The sequence below is a fragment of the Acidovorax sp. A1169 genome (assembly GCF_030704685.1).
Taxonomy (GTDB): Bacteria; Pseudomonadota; Gammaproteobacteria; order Burkholderiales; family Burkholderiaceae_C; genus Acidovorax.
In genome coordinates, this window is the sequence record NZ_JAUZDX010000008.1 from 202615 (window position 1) to 221787 (window position 19173).

Consider the following 19173-nt stretch of genomic DNA (forward strand, 5'->3'; position numbering starts at 1 on the left):
CTCACCGCTCGCTCTCGTGGCATTCCGCGGCGGGCACGCGCGGCAAGAGCGGCCCTTGTTGCAGCAGGGCTGCGCTGCCGATGGTCTCTGTCCGAAAGCCGTCCAGTGCCATCCCTGCGCGATGGGCGGCCCAGGCGCCCAGCATTCCGGTGAGTGCACCTGCCAGCACGTCGGACGGGAAATGCACGCCCAGGCAGACGCGGCTCCAGGCGATGGCCAGCGCGGCGGCCCATGCCACGCCAGCTGCCCATGGCATCCGGCCCAGTGACATGGCTGCTGCCAGTGCAAAAGCACCTGCTGCATGCAGGCTCGGAAAACCCGCCCGAGCGGCGTGATCGATCCATTGCATGCCCAGCCCCAACTGGGCTGGTCGTGGGGCCTGAATGCCATGGCGCAGCGCCTGTGCGCCCACCCACGCCAGCGCCATGCCCGCGAATGCACTCAATACGGCGCGTCGCTGCCGGCCTGTCCCCAGGGCCACGATGGCCGCAAGCCACGCAGCCATTGCCAGTGGCAGTGATTGGGATATCCAGCGGGCAGCCGCCACCACGCCCGCAGGGGTATCCACGCTGGCATTCAGCGACTGGAACAAGTCGAGCTCAAGAGGCAGCATGGGAGGACTCCTCTGCGGGCAATGAGTGAGAGAACTGCCCCAGGCGAGGGCGCAAGCTGGACATCGCCAGGTCGCACAGCCAACCGGTGGTCCAGCACAGCCAGCCCGTCCAAAGGGTGTGGCTCATGAAATGAGCGCCTCTGACCTGCTGGGCCAAACCCAGAATCAGGCCCGCCAGCAGTGAACCGGCCAGCCACCAGCGTGCGGCGGTGGGTTGCTTGCGGCGCAGCGCAAAGTAGCCGCCGACGAATGCAAATCCGGCGGAAGCGTGGCCGGCGGGAAAGCAACGGCCGCCGCCCCCGTCGAGTACGCCCCAGGCCCAGTGCGATGCATAGCGCGCGATACCGCCGAACTCGGACAGATCCCAGGGGCAGCTGGTGGCGCTGAGGTTCTTGGCGATGCTGACCACTGCCAGTGCCAGCAGTGCACTGAGGGCCATCTGCAGCCGCTCACTGGCGTCGATGCGCCGCAGTACGCCCCTGGGCCACCACACACTCAACGCCAGCAGCAGCACCAGCACCCAGCCCAGGCGGCGTGCGCCTTCATGGAGCACGTGCACGAAGAACCACTGGTCGCGCCAGGGGAAACCGGTGGAGTCGCCAAAGGCATGCGCCAGCGTGAGATCTTGCCCCAGCACATCCCATGCGGCCACGCCAACCAGCAGGGCAAGAGTCCACATGAATGCGTTGCGGTGAAGCGAGGAGGCGGTGCGATGGGATGGGGTGGGGGCGGCTTGCATGGCGTGGAACATAAAAGCCGGCACTTAACCCCGTCTTAATGCCCTGGCGGTGGCCGCCTGGCCCGGCGACAATGGGCCCATGCGAATACTCGTGGTCGAAGACGATGCCGGCATTGCCAGTGGCCTGCGCACCAACCTGCTGCAGCGCGGCTATGCGGTGGACGTGTGCGATGGTGTGGCCGGAGCCTGGGCGGCGCTGCGTGCGGAGCGTTTTGATGCGGTGCTCCTGGACCTGGGGCTCGCCGATGGCGATGGCAGCGATCTGCTGCGCCGCCTGCGCCTGAGTCCGGCGCCCGGTGCGTCCTCTACACCTGTACTTCCGGACCCGGCCACGCCGGTGCTCATCGTCACCGCACGCGACCAGATCTACCAGCGCATCGCAGGGCTGGACCAGGGTGCGGACGACTACCTGGTCAAGCCCTTCGACGTGGATGAACTGGATGCGCGTCTGCGTGCCTTGTTGCGCCGTGCGGCGGGCAGGGCGTCGCCGACCGTCCGATATGGTGACATCGAGCTCGATCCGGCTGCCCGCACGATCCGCCAGTCGGGCAAGCCAGTGGACGTATCGCCCAGGGCGTTTTCGGTGCTGCAGGTGCTGCTGGACGCCAAGGGGCGCGTGCTGTCGCGCCAGCAGATCGAAGAGCGGCTGTATGGCTGGGATGCGGCGATCGAGAGCAATGCGGTGGAGGTCCATATCCACCACCTGCGCCGCAAGCTGGGTAGCGATTGCATCCAGACCATGCGTGGAGTTGGTTACTTCATGCCCCAGGAGGCGCCATGAGCGGCGCGCCAGGCCGCACGGAGCAAACCGGCATAGCATCTCGCGGAGCAGAGATCTCCGCCGTGACCTCTAGGCAAAGGTCGAGAGGGTCCTCATTGACGCGGCAATTGTTGCTGTGGTCGTTGGGCGCGCTGGCGCTGGTGTGGGGCAGTTTCGTGTTTCTGGGCTATCAAACGGGTGTCCACGAAGCCGATGAGCTGACCGATGGCCATTTGGCCAGCGTGGCGGCTTTGTTGCTCAACCTGCGTGCCACCGAGGCCATGGCCGGGCCCCAGATCACCGAGCGGACAGCCATGCCCTGGCTCAAGGCCCACGATTACCAGCAGTCGATCAGCGTGGTGCAGTGGGATGCGCAAGGGCGGCTGCTGGCCTTGAGCGGAAGCGCGCCCGAGCCCCGCTTCAGCGCCAGTGAGGGTTTTGCCAATCTGGCCCTGGGGGCCAACGGGTCTATATGGCGCAGCTTTTCACAATGGGATGCAGCCAAGGACAGAAAGATCATGGTCCTGCTGGAATTGCGCGAGCGGGACGAGTTGGCGCAGGACATTGCCGAGCAACTGATCGAGCCCGGGCTGTGGTTGTTGCCGGTCGTGGCCATTGCGCTGGGGCTGGCCATCCGCAGGGGGCTGCGGCCGCTGTACGACCTCTCGCGGGATGTCGCGGTGCTCGACCCCGCAAGTGCCGAGCGCCTGACCACGCGCCATGCATGGAGCGAGTTCGAGTCGGTGGTGGCCTCCATCAACACCTTGCTGGAGCGCCAGCAGGCCATGCTGGCGCGCGAGCGCCGCCTGGCCAACGAGGTGGCGCATGAGCTGCGCACGCCACTGTCGTCGATTGCGCTGCAGGCCGGCGCCCTCGGCAAGGGACTCGACGCGGATGGACAGGCGCAGGCCGTGGCGCGCATCGGGCAGGATGCCCTGCGAGCCGGCCACGTGCTCAACCAGCTGCTGGCCCTGGCACGCGCCAGCCGGGCCGAATTGCACGACGCCAAGGCGCCGCTGGACCTGGCCGCCATTGGCCGGGCGGTGTGCGCCGACTACGCCCAGGCCGCCTGGCAGCGGGGCGACGAGATCGCACTGGCCGGGCCGGAGCAGGTGGCCGTGCTGGGCCATTCCGTGCTGCTCGACCTGGCGCTGCGCAACCTGCTGGAGAACGCCCTCAAGCACACTCCCGAGGGCACACGCATCGCTGTGCAGATGGGGTTTACCGATTCCGGCGCCGCATGGTTCCAGGTCTGTGACGACGGTGCCAGCGGCCCAGGTTCTCAGCGTGCTGTGCGACCGGCGGACAGCCTGCACCTGGGGCACGAGATCGTACGCCGGGTGGCTGAAGCCCACGGCGCGCATTTCGGGCCTGCACCGGCTCCTGTGCCCTTTACCACCTGCTACCGGCTGGAATTCGCCGCAACGCCGGTGGCGACGGCCGGGTAAAATCAGGGTTACCAAGCGGTTACCACCGCCAGCTGCCTGTATCCATGGCGCCCCATCAACCCTGAACGGACCTCACGACCATGCCCCTCGTCTCGATGCGCGAACTGCTCGACCACGCCGCTGCCAACAGCTACGGCATCCCCGCCTTCAACGTCAACAACCTGGAACAGGTCCAGGCCGTGATGGCGGCCGCCGACGAGGTGGGTGCACCGGTGATCCTGCAGGCCAGTGCAGGCGCACGCAAGTATGCCGGCGAGCCCTTCATCAAGCACCTGATCCAGGCCGCCGTCGAAGCCTTCCCGCACATTCCCCTGGTGATGCACCAGGACCACGGCACCTCGCCCAAGATCTGCTCGGGGGCCATCGACCTGGGTTTCGGCTCGGTGATGATGGACGGCTCGCTGATGGAAGACGGCAAGACCCCCTCGTCCTTCGAATACAACATGGAAGTGACCCGCAAGGTGGTCGACATGGCGCACAAGGTCGGCGTCACCGTGGAAGGCGAGCTCGGCTGCCTGGGCAACCTGGAAACCGGTGAAGCCGGCGAGGAAGACGGCATCGGCGCCGAAGGCAAGCTCGACCACAGCCAGATGCTGACCGACCCCGAGGAAGCCGCCGTGTTCGTGAAGGCCACGCAGCTCGACGCCCTGGCCATTGCCATCGGCACCAGCCATGGCGCCTACAAGTTCAGCCGCAAGCCCACGGGCGACATCCTGGCCATCAGCCGCGTCAAGGAAATCCACCAGCGCATCCCCAACACCCACCTGGTGATGCATGGCTCCTCGTCGGTGCCCGCCGAGCTGCTGGCCATCATCAACCAGTACGGCGGCAAGATGAAGGAAACCTACGGCGTGCCGATCGAAGAGATCCAGGAAGCCATCAAGCACGGCGTGCGCAAGATCAACATCGACACCGACATCCGCCTGGCCATGACCGGCGCGGTGCGCAAGTTCCTGGCCGAGAACCCCGACAAGTTCGACGCGCGCGAGTGGCTCAAGCCCGCCCGCGAAGCCGCCAAGCAGGTCTGCAAGGCCCGCTACTTGGAATTCGGTTGCGAAGGCCAGGGCAGCAAGATCAAGGGCCTGAGCCTGCAGCAGGTGGCCCAGCAGTACGCCGCTGGCACACTGGCCCAGGTCGTGCACTGATCCGGTCCCGCCCCCGCAAAGCCCGCCAGCCCTGCGCTCGCGGGCTTTTTTCTTGCCCGAAGTGTCTCCTTTGCGATGGGGAGTTCCCTCTACATCAGGCGAAAGCGGCGGGCATCAAAGTTTCTTCATGTAAGCTCATGGTCAGCAAGTAAGTAATTCCACTGACCTTACCCCTGAGCAAGGAGACGACATGCTGATTGGTGTGCCTGCAGAGTCCATGGCCGGAGAGACCCGGGTCGCGGTGACGCCCGAGACGGTCAAGAAACTCAAGGCCCAGGGCCATACCCTGCGCATCGAGGCCGGTGCCGGCATTGCCGCCAGCGTCACCGACGCAGCCTACGATGCCGCCGGTGCCGAGATCACCGATGCGGCGGGCGCCTGGGGCGCCGACCTGTTGCTCAAGGTGCGCTGCCCCTCCGAGGCCGAGGCGCCGCGCCTGCGCGCAGGCACCACGCTTGTCGGCATGCTCAACCCCTTCGATGCCGCAGGCCTGCAGCGCCTGGCCACGGCCGGCGTGACGGCCTATGCGCTCGAAGCCGCACCGCGCACCACGCGCGCCCAGAGCATGGACGTGCTGTCCTCGCAGGCCAACATCGCGGGCTACAAGGCCGTGATGATCGCTGCCGACCGCTACCAGCGCTTCTTCCCCATGCTCATGACCGCCGCCGGCACCGTGAAGGCCGCGCGCGTGGTGATCCTGGGCGTGGGCGTGGCGGGCCTGCAGGCGATTGCCACGGCCAAGCGCCTGGGCGCCGTGATCGAGGCGTCGGACGTGCGCCCCAGCGTCAAGGAGCAGGTCGAATCGCTGGGCGGCAAGTTCATCGACGTGCCCTACGAGACGCAGGAAGAAAAGGACGCCGCCGAGGGCGTGGGCGGCTATGCCCGCCCCATGCCGCAAAGCTGGCTCGACCGCCAGAAGGCCGAAGTCGCCAAGCGCGTGGCCCAGGCCGATGTGGTCATCACCACCGCCCTGATCCCTGGCCGCGCAGCGCCCGTGCTGGTGACCGAGGAGATGGTCCAATCCATGAAGGCCGGCTCGGTGATCGTCGACATCGCCGCACCCCAGGGTGGCAATTGCCCGCTCACCGAGCCTGGCAAGACGGTGGTCAAGCACGGCGTGACGCTGGTGGGCGAGACCAATCTGCCGGCCCTGGTGGCTGCCGATGCCTCGTCGCTGTACGCACGCAATGTGCTCGACTTCCTCAAGCTCATCATCAACAAGGAAGGTGCCCTGCACATGGACCTGCAGGACGACATCGTGGCCGCCTGTCTGATGGCCCACGAAGGCACGGTGAAGCGCGCATGAGGCACCTGTTGTCCCGCCTGCTGGCTGCCGCAGCAGCGCTGGCCGTTCTTTCCGCCTGTGCCCCCATGCCCGCCGGCCCGGCCGAGTTCAGCGCCGGGCGTACGCGCGTGGTGCTGCCCTCCTCGGCCTGGGAAGACCTGGGCAGCTTCGACGAGACCCTCTTGGCACTGCCGCCGCCCGCCCACGTGCCCTTGCAGACCCGTGCCGTGGCACTGCGCGGTGCCCGCAACGAAGTGCTGGCGGTGATGCTGGTGCAATCCCACCAGCGCAGCGACCCGCGCGACCGCACCCTGTGGACGGCTTCCTGCAGGCAAGAGCAGGGCCTTTGGGTGCAGGACGCCGCTGCGGGCAGCCCCGTGCGCGTGGACTGCCTGCGCTTCAAGCGCTGGGCCCACACCAGTGACCGCTTCATGGAAAGGGCCCACCCTGGCCTGGTCCGCTGGGTGAATGAGCGGGGCGCCGCGCTGGCACAGCCCTACTCGCACCTGAACTACCGCTATGCCACCGAGGGCGGCGCCTACATCGAGGTGAATGCCCTGGTGGACCTGCGCCTGCTGAAGCTGCCCGTAGGCAACACGCCCGATTACCTGCGCGCCGGCGTGCCGGCCGAGGCATGGAGCCAGCAGATGGCCCGCGCCGCACGCATGAGCGTCGGCATGATGGATGGATTCTTGGCCGTGCCGCCTTTCCCCGCCGCACTGCCCCAATAAAAAAGCCAAGGGAGGCACGGAACATGGGGATCATTTTGCAAATCCTGGGCCTGGTCATCACCTTCACGATGGCCATGGAGGCCCTGCGGCGCTTCGGCATCGACGTAGGCTGGCTCAACCCGCTGACCTTCTTCCACCGGCGTGCCTGGCGGAAAAAGGTCACCACGCCACCGCTCTACGCGCTCGACCACCCGGTCGACGTGGTCGCCGTGCTGGCCCTGGCCACGGTGCAGACCACGGGCGCCATCACCGTGCAGCAAAAGACCGGTGTGCAGGCGCTGCTGCGCGAACACCTGGCTCTGACCGATGGTGATGCCGGCAACCTCTGGGTGGCCAGCGCGCACCTGCTGCGCAACCGCGCACTGGCGCTCTCCGAGCTGCCCGAGGTGCTGGCGCGCAGCGCCGACAAGTTCACCGATTACCACGTGCAAACGCTCAAGACCGTGATGCGATCGGCAGCTCTGATCGAGCCGCCCATCAACGCGGCCCAGCAGCAGCTGATCGACGCTGTGGATGCCTATTTCGCCAAGAAGAATGCCGCCAAAGGCCCCTGGTCTGCCGGAACCTAACGCCAATTGAAGAAGGACACCTTTCCATGGATGCCGTCTCTCCCACCCTCATCAACCTCATCATCTTCGTGCTGGCCATCTACGTGGGCTACCACGTGGTCTGGACGGTGACGCCCGCGCTGCACACGCCCCTGATGGCGGTGACCAACGCCATCTCTGCCATCGTCATCGTGGGCGCCATGCTGGCTGCTGCACTCACCGAGACCACGCTGGGCAAGAGCATGGGCGTGCTGGCCGTGGCGCTGGCCGCGGTCAACGTGTTCGGCGGCTTCCTCGTGACGCGCCGCATGCTCGAGATGTTCAAAAAGAAGGAAAAGAAAGCCGCCCCCAAGACTGAAGGAGGCCAGGCATGAGCATGAACCTCGTCACGCTGCTGTACCTGGTGGCCAGCGTCTGCTTCATCCAGGCGCTCAAGGGGCTGTCGCACCCGACGACCTCGATCCGCGGCAATGTCTTCGGCATGACGGGCATGGCGATCGCCGTGCTTACCACCGCCGCGCTCATCGTCGAGCTGTCGGGCGGCAAGGCGCAGGGCATGGTCTACGTGCTGGGGGCCCTGGTGGTCGGCGGCGCGGCCGGCGCCATCATGGCCAACCGGGTCGAGATGACCAAGATGCCCGAACTCGTGGCCTTCATGCACAGCATGATCGGCCTGGCAGCGGTGTGCATCGCCGTCGCCGTGGTGGCCGAGCCCTGGGCCTTTGCCATCGTGCCCAAGGATGCGCCCATCCCCGGCGGCAACCGCATCGAGCTGGCGCTCGGGGCCTTCATCGGCGCCGTCACCTTCAGCGGTTCGGTCATTGCCTTCGGCAAGCTTTCGGGCAAATACAAGTTCCGCCTGTTCCAGGGCGCGCCGGTGCAGTTCCCGGGGCAGCACAAGCTCAACCTGGTGTTGGGCCTGGCCGTGCTGTTCTTCTGCTTCGGCTTCTGGCATTCGCAAAGCTGGATCGACATCGTGCTGGTGATCGCGCTCGGCTTCATCCTCGGCGTGCTGATCATCATCCCCATCGGCGGTGCCGACATGCCGGTGGTGGTGTCCATGCTCAACAGCTACTCGGGCTGGGCGGCGGCGGGCATCGGTTTTTCGCTCAACAACTCGATGCTGATCATCGCCGGCTCGCTGGTGGGCAGCTCGGGCGCGATCCTGAGCTACATCATGTGCAAGGCCATGAACCGCTCGTTCTTCAACGTGATCCTGGGCGGCTTCGGCGGCGAGGCGGCCACGGCCACTAGCGGCGCCAAGGAGCAGCGTCCGGTCAAGACCGGCAGCGCCGACGACGCGGCCTTCGTGCTGGGCAATGCCGAAACCGTGGTCATCGTGCCCGGCTATGGCCTGGCCGTGGCGCGCGCCCAGCATGCGGTCAAGGAACTGGCCGCCAAGCTGACCGAGAGGGGTGTGACGGTGAAGTACGCCATCCACCCCGTGGCCGGACGCATGCCCGGCCACATGAACGTGCTGCTGGCAGAGGCTGAGGTGCCCTACGACCAGGTGTTCGAGATGGAGGACATCAATGGCGAGTTCGGCCAAGCCGACGTGGCCATCATCCTCGGCGCCAACGACGTGGTGAACCCCGCCGCCCACACCAAGGGCAGCCCCATCTACGGCATGCCCATCCTGGAGGCCTACAAGGCCAAGACCGTGATCGTGAACAAGCGCTCCATGGCCGCAGGCTATGCCGGCCTGGACAATGAACTGTTCTACATGGACAAGACCATGATGGTCTTCGGCGATGCAAAGAAGGTCGTCGAGGACATCGGCAAGGCCATCGAGTAAGCCCTTTCCCCCCGGTGAAAGACCCTTCTGGCGCAAAGGCAAAAGCCCTGCAGCCTAGGGGAAACTAACCACCCACGGAACCCGTACCGGCAGAGACAATGCCGGGGTTCCATTGCAACGAGAAGTTTGGAGAGACACGCACCATGACCGACCGCCCCTGGCTGGCCGCCTATCCGCAAGGCGTCCCCGCCGATATCGATACCTCGCAGTACCCCTCGCTCGTCGCGCTGATGGATGAGGCGTTCAGCAAGTACGCCAGCCGCGTGGCCTACAGCTTCATGGGCAGGGATGTGAGCTACGCCCAGACCGACTCGCTGAGCAGTGCCTTTGCGGCCTACCTGCAGGGCCTGGGCCTGGTCAAGGGCGACCGCGTCGCCATCATGATGCCCAACGTGCCGCAGTACCCCGTGACGGTGGCGGCCATCCTGCGTGCCGGCTTCGTGGTGGTCAACGTGAACCCGCTGTACACCCCGCGCGAACTGGAACACCAGCTCAAGGACTCGGGCGCCAAGGCCATCGTCATCATCGAGAACTTTGCCAGCACGCTGCAGCAGTGCATCGCCAACACCCCCGTCAAGCACGTGGTGCTGGCGGCCATGGGCGACCAGCTGGGCCTCGTCAAGGGCACGCTGGTGAACTACGTGGTGCGCAACGTCAAGAAGATGGTGCCCACCTATGACCTGCCCGGCGCCGTGCGCTTCAACGACGCGGTGGCCCGCGGCACGCGCGGCAGCTTCAAGAAGCCCGACATCCGCCCCGACGACATCGCCCTCTTGCAGTACACCGGCGGCACCACCGGCGTGAGCAAGGGCGCCGTGCTGCTGCACCGCAACGTGCTCGCCAACGTGCTGCAGTCCGAGGCCTGGAACGCACCCGTGATGGCCAAGGTGCCCTCGGGCGAGCAGCCCACCAGCGTCTGCGCGCTGCCGCTGTACCACATCTTCGCGTTCACCGTGAACATGATGCTGTCCATGCGCACGGGCGGCAAGACCATCCTGATCCCCAACCCGCGCGACCTGCCCGCCGTGCTCAAGGAACTGTCCAAGCACACCTTCCACAGCTTCCCGGCCGTGAACACGCTGTTCAATGGCCTGGCCAACCACCCCGACTTCAACACCGTCAACTGGAAGAACCTCAAGGTCTCGGTGGGCGGCGGCATGGCCGTGCAGGGCGCCGTGGCCAAGCTCTGGCTGGAGAAGACCGGCTGCCCCATCTGCGAAGGCTACGGCCTGTCGGAAACCAGCCCCTCGGCCAGCTGCAACCCCGTGACGGCCAAGGAATATACCGGCACCATCGGCGTGCCGATTCCCGGCACGTCGATGAAGCTGCTGGACGACGAAGGCAACGAGGTCACCACACTGGGCCAGCCCGGAGAGATCGCCATCAAGGGCCCGCAGGTCATGGCCGGTTACTGGCAGCGCCCCGACGAGACGGCCAAGGTCATGACCGATGACGGCTACTTCAAGTCCGGCGACATCGGCATCATGGATGAGCGCGGCTACTTCAAGATCGTGGACCGCAAGAAGGACATGGTGCTGGTCAGTGGCTTCAACGTCTACCCCAACGAGGTCGAGGAAGTGGTCGCCAACTGCCCCGGCGTGCTCGAATGCGCCGTGGTCGGCGTGCCCGACGAGAAGACCGGCGAGGCCGTCAAGCTGGTCATCGTGAAGAAGGACCCGGGGCTCACCGAAGCCCAGATCAAGGAATACTGCAAGGCCAACCTCACGGGCTACAAGCAGCCGAGGGTGATCGAGTTCCGCACCGAGCTGCCCAAGACCCCCGTGGGCAAGATCCTGCGCCGCGAGCTGCGCGACAAGAAGTAGCAGGCAACCACCTTCGGGTGCCGCGATCCGGTACCTGGAGCGAGTGGTTCGCAAAGGGCCTCCGGCTGGAATAATCGCAGATTCTGCGTGCCCGGCCGCAGGCCCTTTTACTTTTTGCCCGAAGCTCCATGACCACCGCCATTCTCAGCGCCCTGCCCGACGAGCAGGCCAGCCTCGTCGCCCGGCTCGGGCGCCCCCAGCGCCTCACCCACGCAGGCCGCTCCTTCTGGAAGGGCGAGCTGTGCGACCGGCCCGTGGTGCTGGCGCTCTCGGGCATCGGCAAGGTGGCGGCCGCGACCACGGCCACCGCGCTCATCGAGCATTTCGGCGTGGCGCGCATCGTCTTCACCGGCGTGGCCGGTGGCCTGGGGGATGGTGTGAACGTGGGCGACGTGGTGGTGGCAGAGACCTTTTTGCAGCACGACATGGACGCCTCGCCGCTGTTCCCGCGCTGGGAGCTGCCTGGCTATGCGCGCACGCGGCTGGACTGCGATGCGCACTTGTCCACCCTGCTGCGGGACGCGGCCCGCAACTGCCTGTCCGGCGCCGGCCGCCTGCCGGGTCTGGATGATGGGGCGCACCGCGTGCACCACGGCCTTGTCGCCAGTGGCGACCGCTTCGTCTCCAGCGCCCAGGAAGCCCGGCAATTGAGCGAAGGCCTGGGCCTGGCTGGCCACAACGTACTTGCCGTCGAAATGGAAGGCGCCGCCGTGGCCCAGGTCTGCCTGGACTACGCCATCCCCTTCGCCGCCATCCGCACCATCTCCGACCGCGCCGACGACACCGCCCACGTCGACTTCGCCCACTTCGTCCAGACCGTCGCCAGCCGCTACGCCGAGCACATGGTGCGCGTGCTCATGCAAACGTTGTGACCCGGCAGCACAAAGGCGCGCAGCGCCACAGATGGGAGTAGCTTAATACCCGGCTCGACAGCACCAGGGCGCGTAGCGCCCGAAGTGCAACCACCAGCGCCACCGTGGATCCGGCTTTGCCGGTCCAGGGGTGGCGTCCCCCCTCGGGGGGGAAGGCGCGCAGCGCCACAGGGGGCTACTTCAACCAGCCGCGCCTGCGGAAGTACCACATGGGCACCACCGCGCTCGCCACCATCAGCGCGATGCCATAGGCATAGCCGTAGGTCCACGTAAGTTCGGGCATGAATTGGAAGTTCATGCCGTACACGCTGGCGATCAGCGTGGGCGGCAGCAGCGCCACGCTGGCCACCGAGAAGATCTTGATGATCTTGTTCTGGTTGATGTTGATGAAACCGACCGTGGCGTCCATCAGGAAGTTGATCTTGTCGAACAGGAAGGCCGTGTGGTTGTCCAGCGACTCTATGTCGCGCAGGATCTGGCGCGCCTCCTCGAACTGCTCGGAGTTGAGCATCTTGCTGCGCATCATGAAGCTCACCGCGCGGCGCGTGTCCATCACGTTGCGGCGGATGCGGCCGTTCAAGTCTTCCTGGCGTGCGATGGCGGCCAGCACCTCGCCGGCACGGGTATCGGTCACATCGCCGGCCAGCACCTGCTTGCTCACCGCTTCGAGCTCGTCGTAGATGTTCTCCAGCGTGTCGGCCGAGTATTCGGCATCCGCGTCGAACAGCTTGAGCAGCACCTCCTTGGCGTCCTCGATGAGGCCCGGCGCGCGGCGCGCACGCATGCGCAGCAGGCGAAAGACGGGCACGTCCTCGTCGTGGATGGAGAACAGCACGCCCCGGCTCTTGAGGTTGGCGTTGTGCTGGTTCAGGATGAAGGCCACGCGCACCGAGCGCGGGTTCTCGTCGTCGTCGATCAGGAAATCGCTGCGGATGTGCAGCTCGCCGTTGTCTTCCTCATAGAAGCGGGCGGATTCCTCGATGTCCTCGTCCATCGCATCCTCGGGGATGGACAGGCCATAGTGCTGCTTGATCCAGCGTTTTTCTTCGAGCGTGGGGGCTTCCAGGTCCACCCAGATCGGCTGGAACCTGGCGAGCTCTTCCAGGGATTCGATTTCTTCCTGGAACAGCCGGCCATTGGCAAGCGTAAAGATGTTGAGCATGTGCTCACTCCCTTGGTAATTGGCGTCTGCGGTGGGGGTTCAGGGGTTGCTTTCAACCCCACGGCAGGCCGGGGAGCTGAAAGCTACCAACTCGGGTAGGTTTCCAAGGAGCTTTCTCCGTTAAAAAATGCAAGCGCCGGATTATCGCACCGGGCAACCGGCGTGTCTTTGACAGGGCCCGCTGGTGTGGGCCCGCCCGCCCTGGCTTCAAGAGTTGGCAGCCGCCCGCACGGTGGCCAGCGCCCGGCAGAGGTCGGCCCAGGCGGCGGCCTTGTTGTCCTGCGAGCGCAGCAGGAAAGCCGGGTCGTAGGTCACCACGGCCGGGCAGCCCGCCAGGGTGTGCGGCCCTGCGCGCATGCGGCCCAGCGGTTCGGTGCTCGCCAGTGCGGCCCGGGCGGCCACATGGCCCAGCACCAGCACCATGGCCGGTTGCAGCGTGGCGACGGCCTCGGCCAGTTGCCCTGCCACGTCGGCATCGTTGCCGCTGCCATCCTGGCCGCCGGGTGCTGCGCGCTGCAGTGCTGCAAGGAACACACGGGGGTGGTGGTGCAGTTGCATGGCACGCAGCATGTTGTCCAGCAGCTTGCCGGCATCACCCGACAGCGGCTCGGCGGGGTGGGGGATTTCGGCCACGATGAGCCAGCCGCTGCCCAGGCCTGCCGGCGTGCGCGCCGGGTCTGCCGTGGGATACAGCGCCTGGGGCGCGTGGAGCGAGAGGCCGGTGGCCGCTGCCGCCGCGGCCGGAGCCACCGGTGGGGTGGCTGCGGCTTTGCGCAGCGCTGCCGGCGCCGGCGCCGGGGCGTTCGCCTGCGCCGGCAGGGGTGCGGCAGGCGCTGGCGGCTGAGGGGTGGGCCGTACCGCGGTGGCCACTGCGCCATCGTGCACTGGCACGGCACGGTCGGCCGGCGCAGCCACGAGGGCAGCGGCTGGCGGGGCCGCAGTGGCTTCGCCGGGGGCCCACACGGTCACCCCCATCTCCTGCAGCATGGCGCGCTGGCGCGCATCGAGGGAAAGGCTCATGGGGTGGTTCTCACAATGGCAGGCTCATGACCACCGCGTCCTCGCGCTGGCCATGGTGGGCCGGGTAGTAGCGCGCGCGCTCGCCCACGCGGCGAAAGCCATGGGTTTCATAGATCTGCTGGGCGCGCAGGTTGCTCACGCGCACCTCCAGCCACAGCCACTGGGCGCCTTTGCCGCGCGACCACAGCGCCAGCGCGTCCAGCAGCACGCGGGCCCAGCCCTGGCGCTGGAATTCAGGGGCGACGGTGAGGTTCAGGAGGTGCACCTCGTCCACCCCCATCATGGCCACGAAGTAGCCCAGCAACTGGTCGCCGCCCATCAGCAACTGGCACTCGTAGCGCGAGGCCATGGCATCGATGAAGTTGCCCCGCGTCCAGGGGTGGGTGTAGGCGCGCTGCTCCACCTCCAGCACGGCATCGAGCTGTGACAGGGTGAGGGATTCCAGGCGCGCCTCGGGGGCGTCGGCACCAGGGGTTGGAACTGCGCTCATAGGGATGGAGGGTCGGTTCTAGGCAGGGTGGGCGTGGCCTGGGCAGCGCGCAACGCGTCCCGCTCGGCTGTGGTTTTCGCCACTTTATCGCGGATATAGCGCGGCAGGGCAGCGCTGGCGGGCACGCCCCCCCCTGCGGCCAGCAGGGCCGGCGCCAGGCGCAGCAGCGCGGTGGCCGTGGGCAGGGCCCGCACATGCGTGGCCAGGGGCGCCAGGCGCTCGCCATAGGGGGCGTGCGCATTGCCGGCGACGCTCCAGCCGGCTGGCACTTGCACGGTTTCGGGCGCACCCAGGCCGAAGTCCGCATCGGCCAGCCAGCGGCTCTCGGTGGGCAGCCATTCGCAGCGGGCGCTGTAGACCTCGTCCATGCGCGCGTCGAGCACGGCCACCACTTGGGTGCTGCCATGCTGGTGGCGGGCCTCTTCTGCCACGGCCAGCAAGGTGTCGACCGGCAGCACGGGCACACCTGTACCGCCGCGCGCCCCGAAGGCCAGGCCCTGAGCCACGGCGCAGGCGGTGCGCAGACCGGTGAAGGAGCCCGGGCCCCGGCCGAACACGATGGTGTCCAGCGTCGCGAACGACAGGCCGGCATCTGCTAGCAGGCGGTTGATGGCCGGAATCAGCGTGGCCGAGGCCTGGGCGCCGCCAGGGCCCGTGTGCTCGCGCACCACGTCCCCGTGCTGCACGGCGATGGACAGGGTATCGGTGCTGGTATCGAAGGCAAGCAGGTTCATGGCGGTGGCAGGCGGGGACATCAGGCTGCGGATTTTGGCGAAGTGGGCGGCAGGGCGGCGGGCGCGGGGCTCTTGCGCAGCACCCCCAGCAGGATACCCGTGGTCACCAGCGCCAGGCCCGCGCCCAGGTTCCACTGCAGGGGTTCGCCCAGCAGCAGCACCGCACCGATGGCCGACAGCCCGGGCACCAGCGCCGTGATCATGGTGCTGCGCACGGGGCCGTAGTGCTGGATCATGCGCGTGAAGGCAATCCCCGAGATGACCACCGAGCCACCGCCCTGGAAGACCAGCTGGAACAGGATTTCGCGCCACGGCGCCTGCCCCAGGTGGCTGGAGACCGTGCCCAGCGCCACCAGCACCCCATAGACCGGGGCGTAGACCAGCAGCGCAAAGGCCGTGATGGCGATGGTGGCCTGCACCGCATCCACGGCGAGGCGCCGGGCCTGCACGCTGTAGGCGGCCCAGCTGGCGGCGGCCAGCATGAAGAGCACGTCGCCCTTCCACACATCGCCGCCCGAAAAGCCCGCGAGCAGGCTGCGCCCACCCACCAGCAGGTCGCCAGCCACGATGAGCGCCAGGCCCGCAGCGCGCAGGGGCGTGATGCGGTCGTGCAGCACGATCACCGCCAGCAGGGCGGTCCACAGCGGCAGGCTGCCGGGCATGAGCACGGCGGCGTGGGTGGCCGGGGCGTGGAAAAAGCCGGCGTAGGCCAGCACCGCGTACAGCACCCCGCCGAAGATGCCCAGCAGGGCTGTGGTGGTCAGCGGCAACGGCGAGATGCCCGCCAGGCTGGAGGCCGGCGCGCTGGCGCCCAGCAGTGCACGGCGCCGGCGCACCAGCCACCAGCCCCAGGGCACCAGCACCAGGCTGGCGCCCACGATGCGCAGCAGCGTGATGTCCAGGGGGGTGAGGGTGCGCTGCGCCGAGGCGCGGGCGATCACGATGAAGCTGGTCCAGAGGGTGACGGTGACCAGGGCCGCCAGCAGGCCCTTGGCCCGGGGAGAAAAGCGCATCGGGGGATTATCGGCGGGTCGGGCAGGCCGTGCCGGTGGCGGGCGATAGACTCCCTGCCCATGTTGTCCGTACGCCTGTTGACCTGTCTGCCCCAGCCATCCTTCGCGCCTTCGTGGCGCCTTGCCGCCCCGCTGGCCGTGCTGTGGTGGTGCCTGGCGCTTCCCGGCGCCCATGCCCAGGCGCCCAGCCCCTCGCCCCTGCCGCCCGAGGTGGAGGCCGCGCTCTCCCGTGCCCGCCTGCCGCGCGAGGCGCTCTCGGTGCTGGTGGTCGACGCCCAGGGCGGTGCGCGGCAGGCGCCTCGGCTTGCGCACCGCGCCCAGGTGCCCATGAACCCGGCCTCGGTGATGAAGCTGGTCACCACCTATGCGGCGCTCGACCAGCTCGGCCCGGCCTATGCCTGGAACACCCCCGTCTACGTGCAGGGCACGGTGCAGGATGGCAGCCTGCGCGGCAACGTCTACATCCAGGGCCAGGGCGATCCCAAGCTGGTGATGGAACGGCTGTGGCTGCTGCTGCGCCGCCTGCAGGGCCAGGGCATCCAGGTCATCGTGGGCGACATCGTGCTCGACCGCACCGCCTTCGACGTGCCCGAGCAGGACCCCGGCAGCTTCGACAACGAGCCCCTGCGGCCCTACAACGCCTCGCCCGATGCGCTGCTGGTGAACTACAAGTCGCAGGTGATGACCTTCGTGCCGGACGTGGCCGCAGGCCTGGCGCGCATCCAGTACGACCCGCCGATGGCCGGCGTGCAGCGCCAGGCTTCCGTGGCGCTGGCCGCCCCCGGGGCGGACTGCGGCGACTGGCGCGGCGCCCTGCGCGCGGAGCTTTCCGACCCGGCGCGCATTGCCTTCCAGGGCGTGTTCCCGGCCAGCTGCGGCGAGCGCGTGTGGCCCATCGCGCCGGCCGATCCGCGCGGCTTTGCGGCGCGCGCGGTGGAGGGCATGTGGCGCGAGCTGGGCGGCAAGCTCACGGGCAGCGTGCGCGACGGCAAGGTGCCGGCCGGGCTGAAACCCGTCTTCGTGGCCACCTCGCCCGCCCTGGCCGAGGTGGTGCGCGACGTGAACAAGTACAGCAACAACGTCATGGCGCAGCAGGTGTTCCTCACGCTGGCGCTGGGGAACAAGGGTGTGCCTGCCACGTTCGATGGTGCGCGCGACGCCCTGCGCCGCTGGTGGCATCTGCGCTTTGGCGATGCCGACCAGCCCGTGGCCGACAACGGCGCCGGCCTCTCCCGCGATGCGCGCATCACCGCCCAGGGCCTGGCGCGCATGCTGCAATCGGCCTGGGCCTCGCCGGTGATGCCCGAGCTGGTGTCCTCCCTGCCCATCGCCGGGGTGGACGGCACCCTGCGCCGCAGCCAAGCCCGGGGCGCGGCCCACCTCAAGACCGGCAGCCTGCGCGACGTGATGGCCATCGCTGGTTACGTGCATGGCGCCAGTGGCCGGCGCTACGTGCTGGTGGCCATGGTCAACCATGCCAACGCCGGGGCCGCCCGCCCAGTGCTCGATGCGCTGACCGACTGGGCCGCGCGCGACCAGTAGGGCGCAGGCGCGCAGGGCAGGCAGCTGTCGCCCAGGCGTCCTGGGGCACTCGTTATCCCTAATGGTCGCTAGGGCGCAGGTGCGCGCACGATGCTGCGTTACCATCCGCCGACATAGCCCACATAGAGAGAGGATTGCGACCATGAAGTACTTTCGCCTGACCTGTATCGCCGCCGTAGCGGCACTGCTCGCCGCTTGCGGGGGCTCCGACGACGTCGGACGCGGCGACCTGGTAGAGCTCCCCGTCACCCTGACCACGTTAACTGCCGACCAGATCGATGCGGGCACCACGTCCAGCGGCCTCAGGGCCCTTGCCGGCAAGGCACGGTGCGACGTGAAGGTCGTTGCGCTCAACTACTACACGGCAGGCGTCAAGGCGGGCGAACTCACCAACGCCTCGGGCGTGATGCTGGTGCCCGCAGGCAGCTGCAACGGCGAGAAGGCCGCCCTGCTGGCCTATGCCAAGGGCACCGATGTGCAAAAGCCCCGCACCCTGGCCAACCCGCAGGACAGCGAGACCTTCCTGCTGGCCGCCATGTACGCCTCCCAGGGCTATGCCGTGGTCGCCACCGACTACCTCGGGTTTGCCAAGTCGGGCTACAGCTACCACCCCTACCTGCACGCTGATTCTGAAGCTACCTCGGTGATCGATTCGGTGCGCGCCGCACGCAAGGTCGCCGGCTCGGTGGGGGCCAACCTGTCGGGCAGGATCCTGTTCACCGGCTATTCGCAGGGCGGACATGCCTCGATGGCCGCGCACCGTGCCGCCGAGCGCGACTACGGCAACGAATTCGACGTGGCGGCCGGCGCCCACCTGGCAGGGCCCTACAACCTGTCGGGCTCGCTGCGCATTCCGGACGCGATCGCGGGCGTGCAGTTCTTCGTGCCCTACCTCGTGACGGCCTGGCAGAAGGTCTATGGCAACGTCTACTCCGATGTGAAGCAGGCCTTCAAGGCACCGTACTCCAACTACATCGAGACCCTGCTGCCCAGCCCGACGATGAACTACACCACGCTGGTGACCTCGGGCACGCTGCCGGGCGGCACGCCAAACCAGGCACGCGATGCGCTGTTCCAGCCGGCCTTCCTCGCCAGCAGCCAGACGAACGTGAACGACCCGCTCTACCTGGCCGCCCAGAAGAACGACCTTCTCGGCTGGACGCCTAAGTCGCGCGTGCTGCTGTGTGGTGGCTCGGGCGACCCCACGGTGCCGCCTGCCGTGCACCAGCGCGTGATGGCCGCCGATTTCGCTGCCCGTGGCGTGACCAACGTGATCTCGGTGGATGTGGACGGGCCCATTCAGGCCACCTTCGGCCCCGGTGGCGTCGCGCCTACCGATCCGACGTCTGCGGCCTTTGCCACCTACTACGGTGCCTACCATGGCACTTATGAGCCACCGTTCTGCCATGCCCAGGCGCGCGCCGCCTTCGACATCATCGTGAAGTAAGCGAAG

At 67.6% G+C, this 19173-nt stretch carries 19 protein-coding genes; 12 read left to right on the top strand and 7 right to left on the bottom strand.

Annotation, left to right across the window (positions count from 1 at the left end; translation table 11 throughout):
* Position 1: 1 nt before the first annotated feature.
* Together QYL93_RS15610 and QYL93_RS15615 are read right to left on the bottom strand one after the other, a co-directional pair.
* Positions 2–613, bottom strand: a complete 612-nt coding sequence (locus QYL93_RS15610) for a phosphatase PAP2 family protein (protein ID WP_305744490.1) — start codon at positions 611–613, stop codon at positions 2–4.
* The gene (locus QYL93_RS15615; protein ID WP_370876980.1) at positions 600–1352 is read right to left on the bottom strand and encodes a phosphatase PAP2 family protein; all 753 of its coding nucleotides are present in this window, start codon (positions 1350–1352) and stop codon (positions 600–602) included. The genes QYL93_RS15610 and QYL93_RS15615 overlap by 14 nt, the downstream gene beginning before the upstream one ends.
* A 79-nt stretch (positions 1353–1431) precedes the next feature.
* Here QYL93_RS15615 and QYL93_RS15620 point away from each other — a divergent pair, with 79 nt between their 5' ends.
* The 10 genes from QYL93_RS15620 (at position 1432) to QYL93_RS15665 (ending at position 11759) form a co-directional block, all read left to right on the top strand.
* Entirely contained in the window at positions 1432–2133 is a 702-nt protein-coding gene (locus QYL93_RS15620) for a response regulator transcription factor (RefSeq protein ID WP_305744492.1), read from the top strand.
* A gap of 95 nt (positions 2134–2228) precedes the next feature.
* Positions 2229–3560, top strand: coding sequence for a histidine kinase dimerization/phospho-acceptor domain-containing protein (locus QYL93_RS15625; RefSeq protein WP_305744493.1), 1332 nt, complete (start codon positions 2229–2231; stop codon positions 3558–3560).
* A gap of 80 nt (positions 3561–3640) precedes the next feature.
* Complete coding sequence (gene fba / locus QYL93_RS15630; RefSeq protein ID WP_305744494.1) at positions 3641–4705, top strand: class II fructose-bisphosphate aldolase; 1065 nt, start codon at positions 3641–3643, stop codon at positions 4703–4705.
* A gap of 190 nt (positions 4706–4895) precedes the next feature.
* Positions 4896–6011 (top strand): Re/Si-specific NAD(P)(+) transhydrogenase subunit alpha, encoded by a 1116-nt coding sequence (locus QYL93_RS15635; RefSeq protein ID WP_305744495.1) that lies wholly within the window; start codon positions 4896–4898, stop codon positions 6009–6011.
* On the top strand, positions 6008–6721 hold the full coding sequence (locus tag QYL93_RS15640) for a hypothetical protein (protein ID WP_305744496.1): 714 nt from the start codon (positions 6008–6010) through the stop codon (positions 6719–6721). Before QYL93_RS15635 ends, QYL93_RS15640 begins: the two co-directional genes overlap by 4 nt.
* Before the next feature lie 23 nt (positions 6722–6744).
* Positions 6745–7290 carry a phenylacetic acid degradation protein gene (locus QYL93_RS15645; RefSeq protein ID WP_305744497.1) on the top strand — a complete coding sequence of 182 codons (546 nt, stop codon included), beginning with the start codon at positions 6745–6747 and terminating at the stop codon, positions 7288–7290.
* 26 nt (positions 7291–7316) lie between these two features.
* Complete coding sequence (locus QYL93_RS15650; RefSeq protein WP_305744498.1) at positions 7317–7643, top strand: NAD(P) transhydrogenase subunit alpha; 327 nt, start codon at positions 7317–7319, stop codon at positions 7641–7643.
* Positions 7640–9064 (top strand): NAD(P)(+) transhydrogenase (Re/Si-specific) subunit beta, encoded by a 1425-nt coding sequence (locus QYL93_RS15655; RefSeq protein ID WP_305744499.1) that lies wholly within the window; start codon positions 7640–7642, stop codon positions 9062–9064. Before QYL93_RS15650 ends, QYL93_RS15655 begins: the two co-directional genes overlap by 4 nt.
* Positions 9065–9207: 143 nt before the next feature.
* Positions 9208–10887 (top strand): long-chain-fatty-acid--CoA ligase, encoded by a 1680-nt coding sequence (locus QYL93_RS15660; RefSeq protein ID WP_305744500.1) that lies wholly within the window; start codon positions 9208–9210, stop codon positions 10885–10887.
* 128 nt (positions 10888–11015) lie between these two features.
* Positions 11016–11759, top strand: coding sequence for a 5'-methylthioadenosine/adenosylhomocysteine nucleosidase (locus QYL93_RS15665; RefSeq protein ID WP_305744501.1), 744 nt, complete (start codon positions 11016–11018; stop codon positions 11757–11759).
* 175 nt (positions 11760–11934) lie between these two features.
* Here the strand turns inward: QYL93_RS15665 and corA are convergent, their stop codons facing one another.
* The 5 genes from corA to QYL93_RS15690 all read right to left on the bottom strand — a co-directional run bounded on the left by corA (position 11935) and on the right by QYL93_RS15690 (position 16178).
* Positions 11935–12921: a magnesium/cobalt transporter CorA gene (gene corA, locus QYL93_RS15670; protein ID WP_057200757.1), complete on the bottom strand. Its 987-nt coding sequence runs from the start codon at positions 12919–12921 to the stop codon at positions 11935–11937.
* A 207-nt stretch (positions 12922–13128) separates the two neighbouring features.
* Positions 13129–13941, bottom strand: coding sequence for a uracil-DNA glycosylase family protein (locus QYL93_RS15675; RefSeq protein ID WP_305744502.1), 813 nt, complete (start codon positions 13939–13941; stop codon positions 13129–13131).
* A gap of 10 nt (positions 13942–13951) precedes the next feature.
* Positions 13952–14431, bottom strand: coding sequence for a ribosomal protein S18-alanine N-acetyltransferase (rimI, locus tag QYL93_RS15680; RefSeq protein WP_305744503.1), 480 nt, complete (start codon positions 14429–14431; stop codon positions 13952–13954).
* Positions 14428–15165 carry a tRNA (adenosine(37)-N6)-threonylcarbamoyltransferase complex dimerization subunit type 1 TsaB gene (gene tsaB / locus QYL93_RS15685; RefSeq protein WP_305744504.1) on the bottom strand — a complete coding sequence of 246 codons (738 nt, stop codon included), beginning with the start codon at positions 15163–15165 and terminating at the stop codon, positions 14428–14430. Before tsaB ends, rimI begins: the two co-directional genes overlap by 4 nt.
* A gap of 20 nt (positions 15166–15185) precedes the next feature.
* Positions 15186–16178 (bottom strand): DMT family transporter, encoded by a 993-nt coding sequence (locus QYL93_RS15690; RefSeq protein WP_305744505.1) that lies wholly within the window; start codon positions 16176–16178, stop codon positions 15186–15188.
* 60 nt (positions 16179–16238) lie between these two features.
* Between QYL93_RS15690 and dacB the strand changes: the two genes are divergently transcribed.
* Both dacB and QYL93_RS15700 read left to right on the top strand, forming a co-directional pair.
* Positions 16239–17720 (top strand): D-alanyl-D-alanine carboxypeptidase/D-alanyl-D-alanine-endopeptidase, encoded by a 1482-nt coding sequence (gene dacB, locus QYL93_RS15695; protein ID WP_305744506.1) that lies wholly within the window; start codon positions 16239–16241, stop codon positions 17718–17720.
* Positions 17721–17862: 142 nt separating this feature from the next.
* Positions 17863–19167, top strand: a complete 1305-nt coding sequence (locus QYL93_RS15700; protein ID WP_305744507.1) for a lipase family protein — start codon at positions 17863–17865, stop codon at positions 19165–19167.
* Positions 19168–19173: the final 6 nt, after the last annotated feature.